The organism is Ferrovibrio sp. GW821-FHT12E11, assembly GCF_058806975.1.
Genome location: NZ_JBXAQG010000001.1, coordinates 610,625 through 630,339, shown reverse-complemented (window position 1 = coordinate 630,339; position 19,715 = coordinate 610,625). Strand labels below are relative to the sequence as shown.

Here is a 19,715-nt window from a genome sequence, read left to right as displayed (position 1 = left end):
TTCTACTTGGCGGCGACCGGGTCGAGACCGTGATCGATCTTGCGCTGGACCGTCAGTCCCAGTTCCTGTTCGGGATTGAGGCCGAGGGCGCGACGCCACTGGAACCGCGCCTCTTCCTGACGGCCGACCCGCCAGTAGGCATCGCCCAGATGATCGGTAATCACCGGATCGCCGCCCTTGAGTTCCACGGCGCGCTCCAGCTGCACCACGGCTTCCGTGTATTTGCCCTGGCGATAGAGCGCCCAGCCGAGTGAGTCGACGATGGCGCCGTCATTGGGGCGCAGTGCGACGGCGCGCTCGATCATCTTGGTGGCGCGCTCGACATTGCGATGCATGTCGACCCAGGAATAGCCGAGATAGTTCAGCACCAGCGGCTGGTCCGGCTGCAGCTCCAGGGCCTTCACCATATCGGCTTCACCCTTGTCCCACTGCTTGGAGCGTTCGAAGGCCACACCACGGCCGAACAGGATGCTCCAGTGGCGCTGTTCCAGACGCGGAATGCGGTCGAGCGCCGCCGTATATTCCTTCGCCGCCTCGGGCCATTTCTCCATCTGGCGATACATATCGGCCAGCGTCAGCAGCGCCATCGGGCTGGCCGGTTCGGCCGAGGCCATGCGGCGCAGGATGCGCACGGCTTCGTCGGTGCGGCCAAGCTCGTTGATGCACCAGGCCGAGCGCAGCTGGGCGCTGGTCGTCAGGGCCGAGCCGGTCGACACCTTGCTGTACATGTTCAGCGCCTGGTCGAAGCGGTTGCGGCCCTCGTAGATGTCGCCCAGCAGCATGCGGGCATCGTCCAGGTCGGGGCGCATGAACAGCGCCAGCTGCAGGTGCAGCTCGGCCAGCTCGCCGCCATCGGAACGGCCCAGCGCCGACGCCGAAGCGAACATGGCTTCGGCCATGCCTTCCACCGCATTGCCGACCAGGGGTTCGACGGCCTGGCCGCGGCGGCTGTCGAGCCGGCGCAGGGCATGCAGCAGCACGGGATTGTCGGGGTTGAGCGCCAACTGTTCGTTCAGCAGGCTGCGCGCTTCCGCGCCGCGGCCCTGACGTTCGAGGAACCGGGCATAGCCGTCCACCAGCCGGTTGCCGGCGCCGCGGTCGCGGCCCTCGATGGCATCGCGATAGGCAGCCTCCGCCGGCTCGGGCTGGTTGACCACTTCGAGCAGCAGCGGCTTGAGATGCACATAGACGCCGCTGAGCAGCGGATGGCGCTCCAGCTTCTGCAGATTGCTCATCGCCTGGTCGCTTTCGCCCTTGCCGGCATGGGCGAAAGCGGCAAGCAGCGGATTGAAGGCGGCATGGATGCCGCCGCTGGGGCCGGCAGCCACCAGTCTCAGCACGCCGTCATAGTCGCGCGCCAGCATCATGGCCGAGGCCTGGGTCATGCGCGGCAGGTATTCGGCCGGATTGATCTGTCGCAGCACCGGCACCAGCGTGACCGCCTCATTCACGCGGCCATCGGCGATCAGGGCAATGAAGGCGCCCTGGGCCAGCATGCTGCTACCCGGGTCGTCGCGCAGCGCCCGCAGGTAATAGTTGGCGGCGGCGGTGTTGTCGTTGTGCTCGCGTGCATGGCGGGCAGCGAGGAAATTGCCATACGGGCTGTCGAGACGATACGTGCCGCGTGTCGAACCCTTATTCGAACCGCTTGGTCCGCCGCAGGCACTCAGCGGCAGAACGATCGCCAGCAGCAGGGCTGCAGCGAGCGAGGAGGAGAGGCGAATACGGGAGGCGGCTGTATCTGTCATGGCTCACATGTTTGGGTAATTTGGACCGCCGCCCCCCTCAGGCACGGTCCAGTTGATATTCTGCGCCGGATCCTTGATGTCGCAGGTTTTGCAGTGAACGCAGTTCTGCGCATTGATCTGGAAGCGCGGGTTGTTGCCGGCGTCGTCGCGCAACACCTCATAAACGCCTGCGGGGCAGTAGCGTTGCGCCGGTTCGTCGAATTTCGGCAGGTTCTCTGCAATCGGGATCGACGGGTCCTTCAGCTTCAGATGGATCGGCTGGTCTTCCTCATGGTTGGTGTTTGACAGGAACACCGAAGACAGCTTGTCGAAGCTGATCTTGCCATCGGGCTTGGGGTAGGCGATAGGCTGACAGTCCTTGGCCAGCTTCAAGGTCTCGTGATCGGCCTTGGTATGCCGTGTGGTCCAGGGCACCAGGAAGCCCAGCCCCAGATCGTTCAGCCACATGTGGATGCCGCCCAGCAGGGTGCCGATCCACATGCCGTATTTCATCGCCGGCTTGACGTTGCGCACCTTCCACAGGTCCTTGAACGACCAAGAGGTCTTGAAGGCTTCCGGATAGGCGACCAGTTCGTCGCCGCCGGTGGCGCCAGCCTTCAGCGCCTCGAACGCGGCTTCGGCGGCCAGCATGCCGGACTTCATGGCGTTGTGGCTGCCCTTGATGCGCGGCAGGTTGACGAAACCGGCCGAGCAGCCGATCAGGGCGCCGCCCGGGAAGGTCAGCTTCGGGATCGACTGCAGGCCGCCCTCGTTGATGGCGCGCGCGCCATAGGAGATGCGCTTGCCGCCTTCGAAGAATTCGCGGATGTCGGGATGCGTCTTGAAACGCTGGAACTCATCGAAGGGCGAGAGATAGGGATTCTCGTAGCTCAGATGGATGACGAATCCGACCGCCACTTGGTTGTCTTCCAGATGGTACATGAAGCTGCCGCCGCCGGTGCTGTTGTCCAGCGGCCAGCCCTGTGTATGCACCACCAGACCCGGCTTGTGCTTGGCCGGATCGATCTGCCACAGCTCCTTGATGCCGATACCGAACTTCTGCGGATCGACGCCGTCGCGTAAGGAGAATTTCTTCATCAGCTCCTTGGCCAGCGAACCGCGCACGCCTTCGCCGATCAGGGTGTATTTGCCGCGCAGCTCGACGCCCGGCGTATAGCCTGACTTGTGTTCGCCATCGCGGCCGATGCCCATGTCGCCGGTGGCGACGCCCACCACTTCGCCCTTGTCGCCATACAGCACTTCGGCGGCCGCGAAACCGGGAAAGATTTCCACGCCCAGCTCTTCGGCCTGCGTTGCCAGCCAGCGGCAGACGTTGCCCAGCGAGACGATGTAGTTGCCGTGATTGTTCATCAGCGGCGGCATGGCGATATTGGGAACCGGAATGTGATTCGCTTCGGTCAGGATCCAGAAGCGGTCATCGGTGACCGGGGTGTTCAGCGGCGCGCCCTTGGCCTTCCAGTCGGGGATCAGCTCGTTCAGCGCGATCGGATCGACGACGGCGCCCGACAGGATATGGGCGCCGATTTCCGAGCCTTTTTCGATGACGCAAACCGATACGTCGTGATTCTGCTCGGCAGCCAGCTGCTTCAGACGGATCGCGGCAGCCAGGCCGGACGGGCCGGCGCCGACGATAACCACGTCATATTCCATCGATTCGCGTTCAGACACGGGGCACCTCTGAAGTGATGTCTTTTTTATTTGGGGGCGTCGCTGCTGGTCAGCTTGACGCTCCCTGCCTGCTTACCAGACTATGGGGTGCAAGCCAACGGCGCGACGCCCGGCCGGAGCCCGATGAACGCCACGGAAACCCCTGATTTTCCTCCCAGTCTGCTCGATATTGCCCTGTTCTATGCCGAAGCCGGCGTCGACGAGGCGATCGGCGATGTGGCAATCGACCGCACGGTTGCGCCGCCGTCCAGGCCGGCGCCCGCGCCGGCAGCGAACCCTGCCGTAGCGGCATCGCCGGCCGCGACTCCGGCGACCGGCCCAGCCTTTGGTGCGGCAGCTTTCCAGGCCTCGCGCGCCACCCAGCTGCCCAATCCGGCCCTGCTGTCGGGTCAGGCGGTGGAAACCGCTGCCACCAAGGCGGCCCAGGCCTGTAGCACGATCCCCGAGCTGGAAGCCGCGATCAAAGCCTTTGACGGCTGCGCGCTGAAGGCCACCGCCACCAATACGGTGATCGCGCGCGGCAACCCGAAGGCCGCCTTCATGATCGTCGGCGAAGCACCTGGCCGCGACGAGGATGCGCAAGGGTTGCCTTTCGTGGGCGAGAGCGGCCAGCTGCTTGACAGGATGCTCAAGGCGATCGGCTGCGACGACAGCAATGTCTATATCTCCAATCTGCTGTTCTGGCGTCCGCCGGGCAATCGCGATCCTTCCACGGAAGAGATTCTCGCCTGCAAACCCTTCGTCGAGCGGCTGATCGAACTGGTGCAGCCGAAACTGATTGCCTGCGCCGGCAAGTTTTCCGCCGCCACGCTGCTCGGCACCACCCAGGGCATCACGCGCGTGCGTGGCCGCTGGCACGAATACAAACGCGGCGATGTGACGATCCCGGCGATGCCGCTGCTGCATCCGGCCTATCTGCTGCGCCAGCCCGGCGTGAAGCGCGAAGCCTGGCGTGACATGCTGGAACTGCGCAGCAAACTGGATGAATTGACGCGCGCATGACGCGGATCTTCTACGGCTGGGTCGTTGTCGCCGCCGCCTTCCTGGTGATGTTCACCGGCTTTGGCGCGGCCTACAGCTTTCCGGCCTTCTTTGAGCCGTTGAGCCGCGAATTCGGCGCCACGCGTGGCACGGTCTCGCTGGTCTTCTCGGTCGCCGGCTTTTTCTATTTCGCGCTCGGCGCCATCAGCGGGCGACTGGCTGATCGTATCGGCCCTCGGCCGGTGGTCGGCTTCGGCATGGCCTGCATCGGCATCGGGCTGATTGCGGCCAGCTTCGCCGACAGTCTCGCCGGCGTCGTCATCTTCTACGGTCTGGGCATCGGCATCGGTGTCGGCTTCTCTTATGTGCCGGCCATCGCCACGGTGCAGCGCTGGTTCGCGGCCAAACGCGGCCAGGCGTCTGGCTGGGCCGTGGCCGGAATCGGCATCGGCACCATGGCGGCGCCGCCGGCGGCAGCCTTCGCCATCGAATATCTGGGCTGGCGCGGCGCCTATGTGCTGATCGGCATGGCCGCGCTGCTGCTCGGCGCGCTGGCCACCTGGCTGCTGCGGGCCTCGCCGGCCAGCATGGGACTGCAGCCGGATGGCGCGGCCGCCCCCGCAACGACAACGGCCGGTCCACCGCCGGGTCTGGAGCTTGGCGCGGTGCTGCGCCATCCGGCCTTCTGGCTGCTCTATGCCGCCGGCGCTCTGAACTGCATCGGCACCTTCGTGCCCTTCGTGCATCTGGCGCCCTTTGCCATGGACCAGGGCCTGACGCGCGGGCAGGGCGTCTGGCTGGTCGGCCTGATCGGCATCGGCAGCACGCTCGGCCGCTTCGTGCTCGGCGGCCTGGCCGACCGCATCGGCCGGGGCAAAACCTTGAGCCTCGTCATGCTGCTCAGCGGCATCGCGCTGGCCTACTGGAGCGTGGCGCAGGGCTTCTACGAACTGGCGATCTTCGCGCTCGCCTTCGGCCTGTTCTATGGCGGCTTCGTCGCCCTGATCCCCGCTGTCGCTGCCGACCTGTTCGGCCTGCGCGCCATGTCCTCGGTGCTGGGCGTGCTCTACACCTCGGTGGCGCTGGGCACGCTGCTCGGACCCACGCTCGCCGGCTGGGTTTACGACACGGCCGGCAGCTACACCTGGCCGATCCTGATCTGCGCCGTCGGCTGCGTGGCCGCCGCCGCGATCATCCTGCGCCTGCCGGCTGCCATAAAGCATTGAAAACAAAGGCTGCGACTGTTGGCTGCGGCGTCTTTACTTGTCCCTTAACCGCATCTGCGCTATCCCAGACGGCCACGAAGCGGGGGAATGAATGCGTCTGGGGGGGTGGCTCCTTGTTTGCGGTCTGAGTCTGGCCGCCGCGGCACCGGCCGCGGCGCAGTCGGCTGACCTGCCCGTGATCCTCGGCGCCGAGGATACCGAACGCTACCAGCGCATCTTCGATCTGCAGACCGATGCCGAATGGGCCAAGGCCGATCGCGAGATGGCGCGCCTGAAGGACCGGCTGCTGACCGGCCATCTGCTGCACCAGCGCTACACCCATCCGACCGGCTATAACGCCTCTTACGTCGAACTGAGCGACTGGCTGTCGAAATACCGCGACCATTCCGGCGCCGACGAGATCTATCGCGCCGCGCTGAAGAAGAAGGGCCGCAAGGACAAGGGGCCGGTGACCCCGCTGGGCACCGATGTCGGCGAATATGCCGGCGAGCAGCCGGGCACGGTGGCCACCACGCGCCGCATCCCGCAGTCCAGGGACCGCGACCCCGAGCATCGCAATGCCATCGTGCAGGCCGAAAGCCAGTTCACCGCGCTGCTCAAGCGCGACCGCCTGAACGAGGCCGAGGCGCTGCTCAACAAGCCCGATATCCGCAGCAAGCTCAGCGCGGTGGAGTATGACGACTGGCGCCGCCGCTTGGCCTGGGTGGCGCTGCTGGAAGGCCAGGACGACCGCGCGCTCGCCCATGCCGCCGCCGCCGCCCAGCGCTCGCGCGCCCGCCTGTCGGAGCCCGACTGGGTCGCCGGCCTCGCCGCCTGGCGGCTGGGCAAATACGACAACGCCGCCCATCATTTCGAGAATCTGGCGTTTTCCAAAGTGGCGACCAGCTGGGAAAAATCCGCCGGCGCCTGGTGGGGCGCGCGCGTGCAGCTGCGCCTGCGTCAGCCCTCCGAAGCCATCCGCCTGCTGGAAATCGGCGCCAACCAGGAACGTACCTTCTACGGCCAGCTGGCTCTGGCGCAGCTTGGCACTGACCAGCCGCTGCGCTGGACGCCGCCGCCGCTGGATGCCGCCGACACGCGCAAGCTGCTCGACATTCCCGCCGTGCGCCGCGCCCTGGCCTTGAGCGAAGTGGGCGAGGCGGTGCGGGCCGACCGCGAAGTGCTGCGGCTGTTCGCGCAGTCGTCGGACACCATGGCTGGTGCGCTGCTCGGTCTTGTCTCGCGCATGCAGGCTGCGCCCGCATCGTCGATGAAGATTTCGATCGCCTGGTACACGGTGAAGGGCGAGGGCTTCGATTCCGCGCTCTATCCGCTGCCGCCCTGGGAGCCCGAGGGCGGCTTCAGTGTCGACCGCGCGCTGGTCTTCGCCTTCATGCGCCAGGAAAGCGCCTTCAACGCCCGCGCCATGAGCACGGCCGGCGCAACCGGCCTGATGCAGCTGATGCCGCGCACCGCCGGCGCGGTGGCCAACGACAAGAGCCTGCATCACAAGACCGGGCGGCATAAGCTGTTCGCGCCGGAATACAATATCGAGCTGGGCCAGCGCTATCTGCAGCACCTGCTGGAAATGCCGATGATCCGCGGCAACCTGCTGTATCTGACGGCGGCCTATAATGCCGGCCCGGGCAACCTGCAGAAATGGCTGCGCGCCTCGCCCGACCAGAACGACCCGTATCTGTTCATCGAGACCATTCCCTTGGGCGAGACCCGCAATTTCGTGCAGCGCGTGCTGACCAACTACTGGGTCTACCGCGCCCGCATCGGCCAGCCCGATACATCTTTAAGCGCCACCATGACCGGCGGTTGGCCGGTCTATCGCGGCTTCGACCGCGCCGAGCAGCGGGCAGAGAAGAAGAACTGACGCTGGTCACTAGCCGTCGCCGGCCGCAAATCCTAGGTTAGTGGCGTCTTCAGTCGAGGAGCCGCCATGTCCAGTCTCGCCCCCCAGTCCTATGTCGATGCCGATGGCAAGCGCCTGTTCGTGCCGGTGCGCATCGCCGTGCTGACCGTTTCCGACACCCGCAATTTCGAGGATGACAGATCCGGCAACACCCTGGCCGAGCGCCTGACCGAGGCCGGCCATATGCTGGCGGCGCGGGCCATCGTGAAGGATGACGTCGCGGAGATTCAGGGCCAGCTCACCGACTGGATCGATGACGACACCGTGGATGTGATCCTGGCCACCGGCGGCACCGGCGTGACCGGGCGCGATGTGACGCCGGAAGCCTTCGAGGGCATTTACGAGAAAAGCATCCCCGGCTTCGGCGAGCTGTTCAGGATGCTCAGCTACCAGAAGATCGGCACCTCGACGATCCAGTCGCGCGCCACCGCCGGCGTCACGCGCGGCACGTATCTCTTCGCGCTGCCCGGCTCGCCCGGTGCCTGCCGCGATGCCTGGGACATGATCCTGAAAGACCAGCTCGACTACCGCCACAAGCCCTGCAATTTCGTCGAGCTGTTTCCGCGCCTGCGCGAGCATGAGCGCCGCGGCGGTGGGAAATAGCAGACTGGCCCCATGCCTTTTGCATGAACTGGCACTTATCCTGGAACCGCTGTCGGGGTAATCAGGTCGGATAAAATTGCAGAAAGTGTGAATCCATGTCCGATATCGTCATCCGTCCCATCGCTGCCACCGAACGGGCGCAGTGGGAGCCGCTCTGGCTCGGCTATCTCGCCTTCTATGAAAAGAGCGTGCCCGCCGCCGTCACCGATGCCACCTGGACGCGCCTGCTCGATCCGCAGAATGCCATCGAGGGCCTGATCGCCTGGGAGGGCAGCACGGCTCTGGGCCTGGTGCAGTATCTGCTGCATCCCTCGACCTGGAACCTGGGCGGCAATGTCTATCTGCAGGACCTGTTCGTGGTGCCGCAGGCGCGCGGCAAACGCATCGGCCGCCGCCTGATTGCCGCCGTCACTGAGGCATCAAAAGCCAAGGGGGCCGGCGTGCTCTACTGGCAGACCGAGGAATTCAACGGCACGGCGCGCCGGCTGTATGAGCGCGTGGCCAAGCGCGCGCCCTTCGTGCGCTACAACATCGAACTGTAAGCCGCGGTTTTCCGGGACAGCTTAGTTCTTGAAATGTTCTCATGGCCGGATTATGCTTCCGGCCATGAAGAAGATCGCCCCGCGCGCCATTTCCACGCCCGAAGACCACGCCCATCCCGATGCCCGGCGCGGGCGTGGCGCGCTGTCGACCGTGCGCAGCCGCTACGACACCGAAACGCGGCAGAAGCAGGATGACGGCTGGGACAGCCTGGAGGAGGCCGACCCGATCCGCACCCATCTCCACGAGGATGCGACGCGCAGCATCATCTCGTGGAACAAGTCGCCTGACATTCCCTTCGATCGCTCGATCAATCCCTATCGCGGCTGCGAGCATGGCTGCATCTACTGCTTCGCGCGTCCCAGCCATGCCTATCTCGGCTTCTCGCCGGGCCTCGATTTCGAGACCGAGATCATGGTCAAGCGCAATGCCGCCACGCTGCTGCGCAAGGAGCTGGCGCATAAGAATTACAAGATCGCCACCATGTCGATGGGGACCAACACCGATCCCTACCAGCCGGTCGAGCGCGACCTGAAGATCACCCGCAGCATCATCGAGGTGCTGCTGGAAACCCGCCATCCGCTCGGCATCGTGACGAAGAATCATCTCGTCACCCGCGATATCGACCTGTTGTCGCAGATGGCGAAGCTCGGCCTGGTGAAGGTCTATCTCTCGGTCACCACGCTGGACCGGCATCTGGCGCGCAATATGGAGCCGCGGGCCTCGACGCCGGGCAAGCGGCTCGAAGCCATCCGCATGCTCAACGCCGCCGGCATCCCGGCCGGTGTGATGACGGCGCCGATGATTCCGGCGATCAACGACATGGAGATGGAAAATCTGCTGGAGGCCGCCTGGGAGGCCGGGGCGCGCGAGGCCGGCTGGGTCTTCCTGCGGCTGCCGTATGAGTTGCGCGAGCTGTGGCGCGAATGGCTGCAGGCGCATTATCCGGATCGCGCCTCCAAGGTGATGAAGCTGATCCAGGATGCGCGCGGCGGCCAGGATTACGTCGCCGATTTCGGCGACCGCATGCGCGGGCAGGGTGCCTATGCCGACCTGATCGCCCAGCGCTTCCGGCTGGCGATCAAGCGCATCGGCTTCAACGAGCGGCGGCTTTCCTTACGCAAGGACCTGTTCCGCCCGCCGGTGCTGGATACGCGGCAGGGGAGCCTGTTCTAGGGAAATTTGTTCTGATGGCGAAATACCAGGTGCCGAAGAAGAAAGATGTGCAGAAGCTGGCGCCCCGTAACACAAAGAACGGGCGGCCGACCGATCGTCTGCAGAAAATCTGCATGGCGCTGCCCGAGGCCGAGGAGCGCGAGACCTGGGATATTCCCACCTATCGCATCCGCAACAAGATCTTCGCGCTGGAAAGCGCCATTCAAGAGCGCCGTGCCGTCTGGTGCAAGGCGGCAGAGGGCAGCCAGGAACTATTGGTCAACGCCGATCCGGACCGTTTCTTCGTGCCGCCCTATCTGGGCCACAAGGGCTGGGTCGGCATGTGGCTCGACAGGCGCGTCGACTGGACTGAAGTCGCCGAACTCGTGCGCAGGAGTTACATCCTGATCGCGCCGAAGACGCTGGCAGTGAAGGTCGCCGAACCTCAGGCGAAGGGATAAGGCCCGGGATAGTCGCCGACCAGGCAGTAATGCGTAATGAGGCCGGTCTCCGCCCGCCAGTGGTGCAGCAGGAAGGCCGGCGGCTCCAGCCAGGATTGCGATTTCGCCGCGGGGCTGAGCTGCAGCGCGATGGTCGTCGCGGTGCTGGGCGCGGTGCACAGCGCCGTGCCGCCGAAACGCAGTTGCATGAAGCGGTGCACATGGCCGCAGGTGATGCGCTCCACCGCCGGATAGCGCCGGACCAGCGCGGCGAACCGGTCGCCGCCTTCGCACCAGTAGGGATCCATATAGGGGATGCCGGTGGCAAACGGCGGCTGGTGCAGCATGATGATGGTCGGCCGGTCCGCCTCGCACGCCAGCGCGGTTTCCAGCCAGCCCAGCGCCGCATCGTCGATCGCGCCGTGATGTTTGCCAGGCAGGGTGACGTCGAGCGCCAGGATACGCACGGGCCCGCGGTCATCGATCACGTAGTGTAAAGGCCCGCCGTCATCTGCCGGCAGATACGGCTGGTCGGCGAAGGCGGTGCGAAAGGCGGCGCGCGCGTCGTGGTTGCCGGGGATGACCAGCCACGGGATGTCCAGCGCCGCCAGCAGCTCGCGCGCCATCGCGTATTCGGCCGGGTCGCCATGGTCGACGATATCGCCGGTCAGCAGCACCAGGTCGGGCCGGGGCGTCCACGCATTCAGTTGCGCCACGGCTGCGGCGAAGCTGGCATTGGAGTCGGCGACGCCCTGGTAGAGCTGGCCGCGCGGGCGGATATGGGGATCGGAAAGCTGGGCGATGAGCATGGGGAGGAAAGCTGAAGGGTTTTATTCACTGTGACTGGGAACTCCGTCCCTGCCTAGCCTGTTCTGCGCAGGACCGCCTCAGCTCCGCGGTCGGTCCAGGAGTAGTCGCCCATGCCCAGCCGCGAATTCAGCCCGTTCAGCCTTGCAGCCAACCCTTTCCGCGCGCTGGATCGCCAGATCGACCGCATGCTGGACCGTTTCGAGGCCGGGTCCGGCGAACGGATGGACGAGCCGCTGTCACCGTCGCTGTTTATGCGGGTGGTGGGCATCACCAGCCACAATGCCGCCCCCCCTAAGGCCGACACGGCCGAGGACTGACCGATGACGGCGAAGCAGCAGCGTGTCAGGGAAACCGAAAAGACCCTGAAGGACGCCAAGAAGAAACGCGTCGAGGGCAAGCCGGCGTCGGGCCGCCTCGCGCCCGACCCCAAGGGCCGCGACCGGGGGCCGAAGCATCCCGGCCAGGACGTGGTCAATCCCGATCCGGATTAGACCGCGCGCCTTGCCGCCTAGTCAGCGGCATCTTCCACCACATCGTAATCGTCGTCTTCCGGCCATGAGGTTTCGGTCAGGCGCCGCTGTGCCTCCAGCAGATGGCCGATGGCATCGTTCAGCGCGTCGTTGCAGGTGCTGACGTCGCGCAGGATGCCCTTCGAGCCGGCGGCGCCGCGGCTGAAGGCGACATTCAGATCGTTCTGCGCCTGCATCACATGCTCGAGAATCTGCATGCTGCTCTGGTAGGCGGATTGCAATTTCGTGGCTGCGACCATGACGCGCTCCTGTCGTTCGCCTTGTCTACCTTCGCCGTGCCCCCACAACCCCATGCTAGCCAAGCAGCGTCACGGTGCCAGTGAATTATGGCGACATCGTGCGAGAGGATTTTTTTTCAGAAGCCGGGAACCGATCGCCACAACCACGCTCTGCGCGGAGAACGGCGAGAAAGCCCGGCGATTAAGATTGCTGTACCAGCGTTGCGGGTCTGGCGGCCTTTCAGCATAGTGCTGTGCAGGGCTGTGATAGGCAGGCCCGGCAGGCTTATGCGCATCGTGGAGAAGAAAAGTATGCGTCTTTTGGTGGTCGGTGCCGGTTCGACCGGCGGATATTACGGCGGTCGCCTGGCCGAAGCAGGACGCGATGTCACCTTCCTGGTGCGCCCGGGTCGGGCGGCGCAGCTGCAGAAGACCGGCCTGCAGATCGTCAGTCCGGCCGGCGATGCGACGGTGACGCCGAAGCTGGTCACGGCCGGCCATATTGCCGGCTCATACGATGCGGTTCTGCTGACGGTGAAGGCCTATTCGCTCGGTGCCGCCCTGGATGACATGGCGCCCGCGGTCGGCCCCGATACCATGATCATCCCCGTGCTCAACGGCATGCGGCATGTCGATGCCATCGCCGGACGCTTCGGCAAAGCCTCCCTGATCGGCGGCCTGTGCCGCATTCCGGCCCAGCTCGATGCCGAAGGTCGGGTGATCCAGATGGGCAAGTTCCACGATCTGGCCTATGGCGAGATGGACGGCCGTGTCACGTCGCGGATCGAAAGGCTGGATGCCCTGCTGAAGAATGCCGGCTTCGACGCCAAGCTGACGCCGCATATCGAACGCGAGATGTGGGAGAAGTGGATTCTTCTGGCGTCGCTCGGCGGCCTGTGCTGCCTGATGCGCGGCACCGTGGGCGATGTGGAAGCGGCGCCCGGCGGCACCGCTTTTGCGCTCGGCCTGATCGATGAAGTCGTCGCCACCGTGAAGGCTGTTGGCGTTGCACCCAGCGAGGCCTTTGTGGCCAATACGCGCGAGACGCTGACCAAGACCGGGTCTGCCCATACCTCGTCGATGTATCGCGACCTGCTGAAGGGCGTCGCCGTCGAGGCCGACCAGATCATCGGCGATCTGGTGGCGCGGGCGCAGCAGGCCGGCATTGCCACGCCGCTGCTGTCGCTCGCCTATACCAGTCTAAGCGTTTACCAGAATCGCCTGGCGGCATCCTGAGAGGTGCTGCGCAGTCCCCGCGTTCAGGTCAGCCCTTCTCCGGAATCTTGAAGCCGAGATAGACGCCGCCGGTGATGCCCATCAGCGCCAGCAGGTTGGCGCCGAAGGTCGGTGTCTCCAGCGCCAGATAGACCTGGCTGATATAGATCACGGCCAGAACGAGGGTCCAGACCACGATCTGGAACCGGTGCAGCGTCGGGCCGCTGCTGTCGTTGACGATGTCGGCGAACAGCGAGGTGCTGCGATAGGGCCGGGCGAGCGCATCGTAGGCTTCCCACAGCTGCCTGTAGGTGACCTTGGTGTCATTGTTCAGGACCGCGCCGGGAATGGTCGTGGCGGCCTCGGTGTTCGGCGCGCTGTCTTTCGCCAGCGCCAGGGCCTTGACCTGGTCGGCATCCTTCAGGCCCATGGCGATCAGCAGGTCGCGCACCCGGTTGGCGTCGGCGCGGCCGGTATCGATCGCCACCGCGCCCAGCGCCGTCGCCGCCGAGATGCCGAGCAGCGTGAAGCTTTCGGCATTGATGGAGTTCAGGTCGCGCAGGGTGACGCCGATCAGCAGGAAGGATGCGAAGATCAGGCAGAACCACACCGCCATCTGGCACAGACCCAGGCTGTAGGTACGCTCGGTCTCGGGGATCTGCGGCACTGGGCGGTCGCGCAGGATGCCGGTGCGCAGCCCCATCACCACGATGGCCAGGGTCACCAGCATCACGGCGGCCACGCCCAGGGTCATCGCGCCGCCGGAGAATTTCTGGATCGTGATGCTGGCCTCCGCAGCCTGGTCCTTGGTGGGCGTCTTGGTATAGGGAACCTCGGTGCCATCATTGACCAGCGCGAGGCTGACCGTCGTGGAACTGCCCTCGAAAGCCTTGCCCAGTAGGCCGGCCCAGAGCGCGCGGTTGGAATTGGCGCCGTCGGTGCGGCTGAGGCTGAAGGAGAGTTCCTTGCCCGGGCCGTACCATTTCGGTTCGACGCCCAGCGGCGTGCCGTTGAGGCGCAACTGGATTTTCTTCGGATCGATCATGACCTTGTCGTCGGCCAGCGTGATCACCAGCTTCAGAATGCCATTCAGGTGATACTCGCCGGCCTTGACGATGGCGTAGGCCACTGGCGGTTTCGGCTCATCGGCAGCCACGGCCGGGAGAGACGGCAGCAGCAGGGTGAGCAGCAAGGCCAGGTTCAGAAGGATGGCGCGCATGGCAGACCTCATGTTCACGGCATGGCGTAGGCGATGAATCCCAGGCTGATCTCGCCGATGCGGCGCTTGTCGCGGCGGAACACGCCGGTGCCCTCGCGCGAGCCGCCGTCGTTGGAGTTGCCCTCGATGGTCACCAGCTTGCCGCCGACCACGGCCTCGACGAGGCCCATATGGCCCTTGCCGCCGCCGGTATCGATCAGGAACAGTTGGCCGGGCATCACCAGCGCCGGCTGGGCCACGGCTTCGATACAGCGGATGCGGTAGATGCCGCGCAAGCCGGCGCGGTCCCAGTGGTCATGCACACCGGCGGTGCGGATGGCAGGGTTGGCGACACTGAGGTTTTTGCACGCCTCGTCGAAGCACCAGTAGGCGAAGGCGGCGCACCAGGGATAGTCGCCCTTGCTGGCATCGAGGCCGACGCGTTTCAGATACTCGTCGACCTGCGGCCCACGGTTGGACCCCGGCGGCTGTTCGCTGACGCCGACCTGGCTGGCGGCGACGGCGATCACGCGGGCGAGCAGCGGATCGGTCGAAGCCGTGGCCGTGGGCGCGGCGACGGGCGGGGCATTTGTGGCGGCTGTTGTGAACAGTGACTGCCAGGTCAGCGGGCCGACCGTGCCATCGACCTTCAGCGGCAGGCCATCGTCGTCGGTGTTGCGGGCCTGGAACAGCTTCACGGCCGCCACGGTCTGCGCGCCATAGAGGCCGTCCTCATCGACCTGGCCGCAGCTGCGCCTGTTCAGCTGCTGCTGGACCGCGCGCACGAGATCGCGTTCAGAGGTGCCCTCCGACAGCGTGATGCCGGGGGCGGGAGGTGGGGTGGTCATGGTACCTCCGTTAAGCATGTATTCTCGTCGACGTTCGAGAATTTCCTCGGCTTGTCTGCAGGGCCTGGGAAGCCCAGCAGGCTCAGCCTGTAATTCAGGTAGGCGCCTTGAGAGGTCAGTACGGCCTGCTGGCCGCGAGCCTTGCGCTCCCCGTTGAACTTCTCGATGCCGTCCAGAATGTCGACGAGTTCTGCGTATATGAACTTATTCATGCATTTCGCTGATTCATCGGATTTGCTGCCTCTTGCAGGATCAACCGCTTCTGAAATGGCGTTGCCCCAGGCGATCAGGGTTTGCAACCGCACCATGGAGGCGTAAATGCGGACGTCATGATGCTCGGGCACATTCTGGCTGCTCGTCAGTGCGGCTTTCATGCCGGCGTGAGCGCTTTTGAAGAAGTCGATGGCTCTGCCGAATTTCTTTCGCCTTTGAATACCTGAACTGAGGGGCAATCCCGCGGCGTAATGACTCATGCCTATATCGTGGTCGCGCAGATACGGCAGGATCTCCATCTGGTACGCATCACGTGGGCCGAGTTGCGACTTGTTCTGCAGCGCTAATCCACGAGCTGCCAAGGCGCGTCGGTAGAAAGCCTCTCCCGGATCCGGCGTTTTTTTATTTTCTTCCTCATTCTTGAGGTCGGCCTTGATCTTGTCCGCGGCCTTTGGCGCCAAGACGTTCGGCGGCACCAGCGTGGCCAGATCGGCCAGCCGCTGCAGAGTCATGGCGTGCAGGGCATGGGCGGTGGCGAGCAGGCCATCGTCTTTTAGACTGGCGGTGCTTTCACTGAGGTCGCCGGTCAGGAGGCCGTCCGCCGTCTTGTAGTAGGTGGCAGCCGATATATAGGCGGACGGCAGCGCCAAATCCTGCGACATCAACCGTAGTTCTTCCTGCGCTCCTTTGGAGAAAGCGTCCTGCGCCTGGGACAGGCGATGGATGGTGCAGCCGCCGAGCGCGACCAGCGCTAGGACCAGGGCGAGGCCGCGCAGCGCCGCAGGCATGAGATTTATGCGTGTCATTGGATATCTCCCGGTTCAGGTCGACGCGGCAGTCGGAAGCTGTTGGGTAAGCTGCTTGGCGAAATCATCGAAACTCATGCCGCCGGCGGCAAAATCAGATACCGCCTTGCGCAGGACATTGAGCTGGGCGTCGAGTTTGTCGTCCTTGGCCGGCGCGGCAGCGAAGCGGGCGAGGGCGATGTCCAGCAGCAATACAGCGGCGGAGGCCCGTGCCAGCCGCCACCGGCCTTCGTCCGGCGCCTTGGCGATCTCGTCGGCCACGGCATCGATGATCGCCTCCAGTGCCACCTTGCCGGCAGCGCTGCCGTTCGGCACCTTGCGCAGTAGGGCCATCCGCAGGCCGGCGGCTTTCAGCGCCGCCTTGATGATGGATAGCCGCGCCTCGGCTGTGAGGGTGGAGAGTTTCTGTCCGCGCAGCGCGGTCAGCACCGCGGTGAGGGCCGCCGAGAGATAGGGCGATTCCTCGATCTCGCCGATGCGGGTGACGACCCAGAGCGGATTCTCGGTCACCTCGGCCAGCACGGCATCCAGCAATGCCGCCACCTGTTCCTTGCCGAAGGCCGGCATGGCATTGCCGGCCGCCGCATCGGCCAGCACTTTCAGCACCTGTCGCGTGGCAATCAGCAGGATGTTGCGGCCGGGATCCCTGCGGTCGCCGCCCCACAGCACGTCGAGGTTGGTGACGGTCTTCTCCAAGATGATGGCGATGATTTCGGGGAAGGCCGCTTTCAGATTGGCCGGTCGTCCGGCGACGGCGAAGCTTTTGGCGACCTCGCCGATCAGGGCTTCGACGCCGCGCGGCTTTGCGCCGATGCCCAGCACGCCGGGATGGCTGCCCACGGCGGCCAGCGTGGCGCGGATCAGGGTTTCCAGTCCCTTGCTGGAAACCAGGGAGCGCAGGTCAATCGAATTGCCATCCTTTGGTACCAGCAGGCTGAGGATGCTGCTGCCGACCTCCTTGATCACGGCGGCTTCATCGCCATCCTTGACGCCCAGGAACAGCTGCGGATTGCCGAGCACCGTGTCAGCGCCGCTTTTCAGGATGGTGGCGGCGATCAGCTGTGCCCAGCCGGCAGCGTCTTCGATGGCGTCTTGGGGTTTCCCCACCAGCTGATCCTTCAGCGTGGCGGCCAGTGCCTTCGAGATATTGGTGACGAAGGCTTCTTCCTTCTGCCCGCCGACCAGCAGGTTCGGCTCGTTGCCGACTGCCTCCAGCACGCCGACTAGCATTCGGCTGAGAATGTCGCCGAGCCCGGCCTGCTGGAAATCGACATCGGCGATGCCGGTGAGGAAGGCTTTGAGTGCGCGACCTTCGGGGTGTTTGTCGGAAATGGCGCCGGGCTTGTTGGAGAACCAGAAGACAGCGGTCTCGATCAGCGTGCCAAGCGCGATCTGCGTCGTGGATGGACCGGCGCCATCCTGGCCTTTGGCCCATTGGCGGATTTCCAGCAGGGCCAGTGCTTCGGCTGTGGACACGGCGTCCGTGGATGTCGGGATATCCACGTCGCCATTTTTTACGGTGATTGGGTTAATCGCCGACCAGCTTGCAGAGTAGGCGGTACGAAGGAAGTCCTTCTCTTCATCACTCAGACTATTCTCATCACGCTCGGCCTGAGCGTGAATGCGTTCAAGCTCTGTGTTTTTGGCTGGCGCATATTCTGGTTCATTGAACCATCGAACGGCGGTGGTGAGGGCCAGGCGGGGCGCGCGCGGCAGTGGCAGCGTGATGGCGGCGTTGCGCACGGATGTGGCATAGGCACTGCGCAGGCCCTGGTAGAGCCGCACGCCGGCCTGGATTGCGAGGAATACGGCATCGACAGGAATCGTCACGAAAAGCCCCCATGCGGTTGCTGTTCTGACGAACCGGTCTTGCTGCCTTACACTGTTGTTATTCGCGTCACGCCTACTGAGGCAGGAAACGGTCACGCACGAACAGCGCAGCGGGAGTTGCTATGCGCAAAGACCCTTTGGCAGAGATTGTCCCCCGATTGCATGACCCACCCCTGAGTCATGCTTATTTGCCTGCGTGTGCACGCTATCCATGCGGCGGCATACGCTCAATGGGAAAGCGCGGTCGCGATCATAATAAGTACAGGAGTATGTCGTGCGTTGGGCCTGATGTCGTATCGGCCCGTAATGATCCGCAGACGGTCAGTTCCGCCGCAGCGGCCACAGCCGGCGCGGATCGATGCCGGCCGGGAATTTCATGACCAGGATGAAGACAACGCCGATCATCGGCCAGAAGAACCAGATGCGGCCCGGACTGGTCGCCAGGTTGATCACGGCCAGCAGCAGCAGGACCACGCCGTACCGCCAGGCGCGCTGGCGCCAGGCGGCGAATTTCACTTCCGGATCGTCGGCATCGGCTTGCGGCCCGGCCTGCTGCGGCCCGGTCTGTTGCGGCCCGGTCTGTTGCGGCAGGGGGCGCTGCGGCACGGTCTCGCCGCGATACGGCGCGGCGGCCAGGCCATGGGCGCCGACCAGCACACGATAGGCCGGCACCGGTTCGGCGATATTCTTGATCTCGCGGTCGCCGATGAAGGCGAAGCCGATATCCAGCTTCTTGCGCACCTGCTCGAACACCGTGCCCGAGATGCAGATGCCGCCGGCCTCGGCCAGCGATTCCAGCCGCGCGGCGATGTTCACGCCTTCGCCGTAGATGTCGTTGCCCTCGATCATCACGTCGCCGATATTGATGCCGATGCGGAACTGCATCGGCGTGCTCTGCGGTGTGTCCTCGTTGCGGATGGCGATGCGGCGCTGGGTTTCCACGGCGCAGAACACGGCTTCGACGGGCGAGCTGAACTCGGCCAGCAGACCGTCGCCCCAGGTGTTGATCAGGCGGCCGTGATGGCGCTCGATCTCGGCCACCATCACTTCGCGATACTGCTTGAGCCGCGTCACCGTGCCGACCTCGTCCATCTCCACAAGCGCGCTGTAGCCCTGCACGTCGGCGCAGAAGATGGTGGTCAGTTTGCGGCGGATGCCGTCAGCATCGGTCATCGAGAAAGCGTCCCTGCTTTTTATTGGCGGCAGTATACGGCTGTGCTTTGGCAACACAGCGGTATTTACGCCGCGATGTGACGGCGGGCAATGAAACCGCCATCGATGCGGTTACACGGCTGGCCCGGCGCTTCCCTGCGGCCTTGACGAAATGTTCATTATATGTTCTGATTTAGCAGCTGATCTTTGACATCGTGAACTTTGACATCGTGAATCTGTACCGGCCATTCGTGGCCTTCCGTCGGGATGGGAGAGGAACGGGCAAGGTCGAATACCATTGCATGCAAACCGGGTGGGCTCAGGATGGCGGCAAAAGGCTCTCCAGATGGCTCCAAATGGTCCCGCGCTGGTCCGGTTTGGCAAAGTTTGGCTCCAGATGGTTCGATATGGTTCGAGTTGTCAGGTTTGCACGCTGGGCCCGACCAGCACTCGCCAGCAACATCAATGGGTTATGTGGAAAAAAGGGGGCGGGGATGGTGGGCCCGGAGGGACTTGAACCCCCAACCAGACCGTTATGAGCGGCCGGCTCTAACCAGTTGAGCTACAGGCCCACGCGTCCCCTGCGACGAAAAAGGCCCCGGCTTTGAGACCGGGGCCCTGATCTCGTCCTGCC

General features: G+C 64.7%; 19 protein-coding genes and 1 tRNA gene. 10 read left to right on the top strand and 10 right to left on the bottom strand.

Annotation, left to right across the window (positions count from 1 at the left end):
* Positions 1-2: 2 nt before the first annotated feature.
* Positions 3-1,748, bottom strand: a complete 1,746-nt coding sequence (locus tag AC1ROT_RS03140; protein ID WP_492997188.1) for a tetratricopeptide repeat protein — start codon at positions 1,746-1,748, stop codon at positions 3-5.
* 3 nt (positions 1,749-1,751) lie between these two features.
* Positions 1,752-3,398, bottom strand: coding sequence for an electron transfer flavoprotein-ubiquinone oxidoreductase (locus tag AC1ROT_RS03135; protein WP_493001126.1), 1,647 nt, complete (start codon positions 3,396-3,398; stop codon positions 1,752-1,754).
* Positions 3,399-3,539: 141 nt separating this feature from the next.
* Here AC1ROT_RS03135 and AC1ROT_RS03130 point away from each other — a divergent pair, with 141 nt between their 5' ends.
* From AC1ROT_RS03130 to AC1ROT_RS03100, 7 genes are all read left to right on the top strand, one after another.
* Entirely contained in the window at positions 3,540-4,418 is an 879-nt protein-coding gene (locus AC1ROT_RS03130) for a uracil-DNA glycosylase (RefSeq protein WP_492997187.1), read from the top strand.
* On the top strand, positions 4,415-5,623 hold the full coding sequence (locus AC1ROT_RS03125; protein ID WP_492997186.1) for an MFS transporter: 1,209 nt from the start codon (positions 4,415-4,417) through the stop codon (positions 5,621-5,623). The genes AC1ROT_RS03130 and AC1ROT_RS03125 overlap by 4 nt, the downstream gene beginning before the upstream one ends.
* A 91-nt stretch (positions 5,624-5,714) precedes the next feature.
* A complete protein-coding gene (locus AC1ROT_RS03120) occupies positions 5,715-7,484 on the top strand; it encodes a lytic transglycosylase domain-containing protein (RefSeq protein ID WP_492997185.1) in 1,770 nt (589 codons plus the stop codon).
* A gap of 66 nt (positions 7,485-7,550) precedes the next feature.
* A complete protein-coding gene (gene moaB, locus AC1ROT_RS03115) occupies positions 7,551-8,126 on the top strand; it encodes a molybdenum cofactor biosynthesis protein B (protein WP_492970188.1) in 576 nt (191 codons plus the stop codon).
* A 95-nt stretch (positions 8,127-8,221) separates the two neighbouring features.
* Positions 8,222-8,668, top strand: a complete 447-nt coding sequence (locus AC1ROT_RS03110) for a GNAT family N-acetyltransferase (RefSeq protein WP_492970189.1) — start codon at positions 8,222-8,224, stop codon at positions 8,666-8,668.
* Between the two features lie 64 nt (positions 8,669-8,732).
* Positions 8,733-9,842 carry a PA0069 family radical SAM protein gene (locus AC1ROT_RS03105; RefSeq protein WP_492997184.1) on the top strand — a complete coding sequence of 370 codons (1,110 nt, stop codon included), beginning with the start codon at positions 8,733-8,735 and terminating at the stop codon, positions 9,840-9,842.
* Positions 9,843-9,856: 14 nt separating this feature from the next.
* A complete protein-coding gene (locus AC1ROT_RS03100) occupies positions 9,857-10,282 on the top strand; it encodes an MmcQ/YjbR family DNA-binding protein (protein WP_492997183.1) in 426 nt (141 codons plus the stop codon).
* Here AC1ROT_RS03100 and AC1ROT_RS03095 read toward each other — a convergent pair.
* Positions 10,267-11,070, bottom strand: coding sequence for a phosphodiesterase (locus AC1ROT_RS03095; RefSeq protein WP_492997182.1), 804 nt, complete (start codon positions 11,068-11,070; stop codon positions 10,267-10,269). The two genes, AC1ROT_RS03100 and AC1ROT_RS03095, sit on opposite strands and share 16 nt — an antisense overlap.
* Before the next feature lie 111 nt (positions 11,071-11,181).
* Between AC1ROT_RS03095 and AC1ROT_RS03090 the strand changes: the two genes are divergently transcribed.
* Positions 11,182-11,388, top strand: a complete 207-nt coding sequence (locus AC1ROT_RS03090; RefSeq protein ID WP_492997181.1) for a hypothetical protein — start codon at positions 11,182-11,184, stop codon at positions 11,386-11,388.
* Positions 11,389-11,391: 3 nt separating this feature from the next.
* The gene (locus tag AC1ROT_RS03085) at positions 11,392-11,562 is read left to right on the top strand and encodes a hypothetical protein (protein WP_492970194.1); all 171 of its coding nucleotides are present in this window, start codon (positions 11,392-11,394) and stop codon (positions 11,560-11,562) included.
* 17 nt (positions 11,563-11,579) lie between these two features.
* On the opposite strand, the gene AC1ROT_RS03080 is transcribed toward AC1ROT_RS03085, so the two are convergent.
* A complete protein-coding gene (locus AC1ROT_RS03080; protein ID WP_492970195.1) occupies positions 11,580-11,840 on the bottom strand; it encodes a hypothetical protein in 261 nt (86 codons plus the stop codon).
* 291 nt (positions 11,841-12,131) lie between these two features.
* Between AC1ROT_RS03080 and AC1ROT_RS03075 the strand changes: the two genes are divergently transcribed.
* Positions 12,132-13,055, top strand: a complete 924-nt coding sequence (locus AC1ROT_RS03075; protein WP_492997180.1) for a ketopantoate reductase family protein — start codon at positions 12,132-12,134, stop codon at positions 13,053-13,055.
* Between the two features lie 28 nt (positions 13,056-13,083).
* Here AC1ROT_RS03075 and AC1ROT_RS03070 read toward each other — a convergent pair whose 3' ends face one another.
* From AC1ROT_RS03070 to AC1ROT_RS03045, 6 genes are all read right to left on the bottom strand, one after another.
* Positions 13,084-14,253 (bottom strand): hypothetical protein, encoded by a 1,170-nt coding sequence (locus AC1ROT_RS03070; RefSeq protein WP_492997179.1) that lies wholly within the window; start codon positions 14,251-14,253, stop codon positions 13,084-13,086.
* A gap of 14 nt (positions 14,254-14,267) precedes the next feature.
* Positions 14,268-15,080: a peptidoglycan-binding protein gene (locus AC1ROT_RS03065; RefSeq protein ID WP_492997178.1), complete on the bottom strand. Its 813-nt coding sequence runs from the start codon at positions 15,078-15,080 to the stop codon at positions 14,268-14,270.
* Positions 15,077-16,081: a hypothetical protein gene (locus tag AC1ROT_RS03060; RefSeq protein ID WP_492997177.1), complete on the bottom strand. Its 1,005-nt coding sequence runs from the start codon at positions 16,079-16,081 to the stop codon at positions 15,077-15,079. Before AC1ROT_RS03060 ends, AC1ROT_RS03065 begins: the two co-directional genes overlap by 4 nt.
* 33 nt (positions 16,082-16,114) lie before the next feature.
* On the bottom strand, positions 16,115-17,929 hold the full coding sequence (locus AC1ROT_RS03055) for a hypothetical protein (protein WP_492997176.1): 1,815 nt from the start codon (positions 17,927-17,929) through the stop codon (positions 16,115-16,117).
* A 321-nt stretch (positions 17,930-18,250) separates the two neighbouring features.
* Entirely contained in the window at positions 18,251-19,102 is an 852-nt protein-coding gene (locus tag AC1ROT_RS03050) for an adenylate/guanylate cyclase domain-containing protein (RefSeq protein ID WP_492997175.1), read from the bottom strand.
* Positions 19,103-19,576: 474 nt separating this feature from the next.
* Positions 19,577-19,653 (bottom strand) — tRNA-Ile (locus AC1ROT_RS03045).
* Positions 19,654-19,715: the final 62 nt, after the last annotated feature.

Coding starts and splice junctions, on each gene's coding strand:
- AC1ROT_RS03125 (WP_492997186.1), top strand. CDS start 4,415: ATGACGCGGATCTTCTACGGCTGGGTCGTTGTCGCCGCCGCCTTCCTG.
- AC1ROT_RS03095 (WP_492997182.1), bottom strand. CDS start 11,070: ATGCTCATCGCCCAGCTTTCCGATCCCCATATCCGCCCGCGCGGCCAG.
- AC1ROT_RS03075 (WP_492997180.1), top strand. CDS start 12,132: ATGCGTCTTTTGGTGGTCGGTGCCGGTTCGACCGGCGGATATTACGGC.
- AC1ROT_RS03105 (WP_492997184.1), top strand. CDS start 8,733: ATGAAGAAGATCGCCCCGCGCGCCATTTCCACGCCCGAAGACCACGCC.
- AC1ROT_RS03140 (WP_492997188.1), bottom strand. CDS start 1,748: ATGACAGATACAGCCGCCTCCCGTATTCGCCTCTCCTCCTCGCTCGCT.
- AC1ROT_RS03085 (WP_492970194.1), top strand. CDS start 11,392: ATGACGGCGAAGCAGCAGCGTGTCAGGGAAACCGAAAAGACCCTGAAG.
- AC1ROT_RS03130 (WP_492997187.1), top strand. CDS start 3,540: ATGAACGCCACGGAAACCCCTGATTTTCCTCCCAGTCTGCTCGATATT.
- AC1ROT_RS03080 (WP_492970195.1), bottom strand. CDS start 11,840: ATGGTCGCAGCCACGAAATTGCAATCCGCCTACCAGAGCAGCATGCAG.
- moaB (WP_492970188.1), top strand. CDS start 7,551: ATGTCCAGTCTCGCCCCCCAGTCCTATGTCGATGCCGATGGCAAGCGC.
- AC1ROT_RS03070 (WP_492997179.1), bottom strand. CDS start 14,253: ATGCGCGCCATCCTTCTGAACCTGGCCTTGCTGCTCACCCTGCTGCTG.
- AC1ROT_RS03120 (WP_492997185.1), top strand. CDS start 5,715: ATGCGTCTGGGGGGGTGGCTCCTTGTTTGCGGTCTGAGTCTGGCCGCC.
- AC1ROT_RS03065 (WP_492997178.1), bottom strand. CDS start 15,080: ATGACCACCCCACCTCCCGCCCCCGGCATCACGCTGTCGGAGGGCACC.
- AC1ROT_RS03050 (WP_492997175.1), bottom strand. CDS start 19,102: ATGACCGATGCTGACGGCATCCGCCGCAAACTGACCACCATCTTCTGC.
- AC1ROT_RS03100 (WP_492997183.1), top strand. CDS start 9,857: ATGGCGAAATACCAGGTGCCGAAGAAGAAAGATGTGCAGAAGCTGGCG.
- AC1ROT_RS03135 (WP_493001126.1), bottom strand. CDS start 3,398: ATGGAATATGACGTGGTTATCGTCGGCGCCGGCCCGTCCGGCCTGGCT.
- AC1ROT_RS03090 (WP_492997181.1), top strand. CDS start 11,182: ATGCCCAGCCGCGAATTCAGCCCGTTCAGCCTTGCAGCCAACCCTTTC.
- AC1ROT_RS03060 (WP_492997177.1), bottom strand. CDS start 16,081: ATGCCTGCGGCGCTGCGCGGCCTCGCCCTGGTCCTAGCGCTGGTCGCG.
- AC1ROT_RS03110 (WP_492970189.1), top strand. CDS start 8,222: ATGTCCGATATCGTCATCCGTCCCATCGCTGCCACCGAACGGGCGCAG.